This is a genomic window from Halorussus salinus (assembly GCF_004765815.2).
Classification (GTDB): domain Archaea; phylum Halobacteriota; class Halobacteria; order Halobacteriales; family Haladaptataceae; genus Halorussus; species Halorussus salinus.
In genome coordinates this window covers 1-1,204 of sequence record NZ_SBIS02000016.1, presented here as the reverse complement: position 1 = coordinate 1,204, position 1,204 = coordinate 1, and the positions used below count along the sequence as shown (strand labels likewise).

Sequence of the window (1,204 nt, the reverse complement as noted above, 5' to 3'; positions counted from 1 at the left end):
TCGCACACGGTCTACGCGCTCCAATATCACTTCGTGACCGTCACGAAGTACCGCGCAGACCTACTCACCGACGAAATCGCAGAACGAATCGGTGAGATTGCCAGCGACATCTCCGAGGACTTCGGCGTGAACATCCAGAACGTCAACGGCGGTTCCGACCACGTTCACATCCTCTTCACGGCGAAGCCAACGACCGACCTCACCAAGTTCATCAACTCACTCAAGGGCGTCACGTCCCGCAAAATCCGTGACGAGAACCCCGAAGTTCGGCAGGCGCTCGACAAGGCGTTCTGGCAACCGGGGTACTTCCTCGCCACCACCGGCCAAGTGAGCATCGACGTACTCATGAAGTACGTGGAGGAGCAGTAGCGTGTCTACGACCGTCACGAAGACGTTGCAGGCGACGTTCGCGCCACCCACGGCGCACAAGCAGTCGAAACTGAACGACCTGCTCGAAACGTACCGTGACGGGCTGCAAGAGGCGTTCGACGCCGGGGCGAGTACCATGTCGGCGGTGAGTGACATCGTGACGCCCTACGACCTGCCGTATCAGGCCAAAGCCGCTCTCTGCAACTACGTCCCGAAACTCCGAAAGACGTACAACGCGAAGGAGTTGGACGACGGCCACCCGATACGGCTCACGAACCAAGCCGCGAAGTTCGACCACTCCGAAGAACGCGACTACGAGTTCACGTGGTGGGTTCCCCGTCCCGGTCGGGGAACGAACTTCTGGATACCGCTCCGCATCAATCCCGAACAGGAAGGCCTCTGGCACGACCTCGTATCGGAGGACGCGAGGGCAGGCGAGATACGGCTTCAGCAACACCGGAGGAACTGGGTACTGCACGTCACCGTCGAGTACCCAGTCGAAGAACCAACAACTGACGGTGACGCCACGCACATCGGCTTAGACATCGGAGAAACCGCCCTCATCACGGGCTGTGCCCTCAAGGATGGTTCTCCGACTGACCCGTTCGTGTGTAGCGGAAGCAGAGCGAAGCATCTCCGCAAAGAGATGCACACAACCCTGAAACGATTCCAAGAGCGTGACGCATCCGAGTGGCGGATTGAAGACCGCTTCTCGCACTACCAGAACGCGCTCACCGACATCGTGGAGAAAGCGTCTCGACAGGCCGTCGAGTACGCCAAACGGTTCGATAACCCGGTGTTGGTGATGGAGGATTTGACGTACATCCGTGAACGG

General features: G+C 59.2%; 2 protein-coding genes. Both read left to right on the top strand.

The features are described 5' to 3' along the window. Nucleotides 1–369, top strand: a 369-nt coding sequence (tnpA, locus tag EPL00_RS23405) for an IS200/IS605-like element ISHal1 family transposase (protein WP_162224329.1), incomplete at its 5' end; no start/stop codon positions are given. A gap of 1 nt (nt 370) precedes the next feature. Continuing rightward, a partial coding sequence (locus tag EPL00_RS23400) for a transposase (protein WP_162224328.1) occupies nt 371–1,204 on the top strand: 834 nt, incomplete at its 3' end.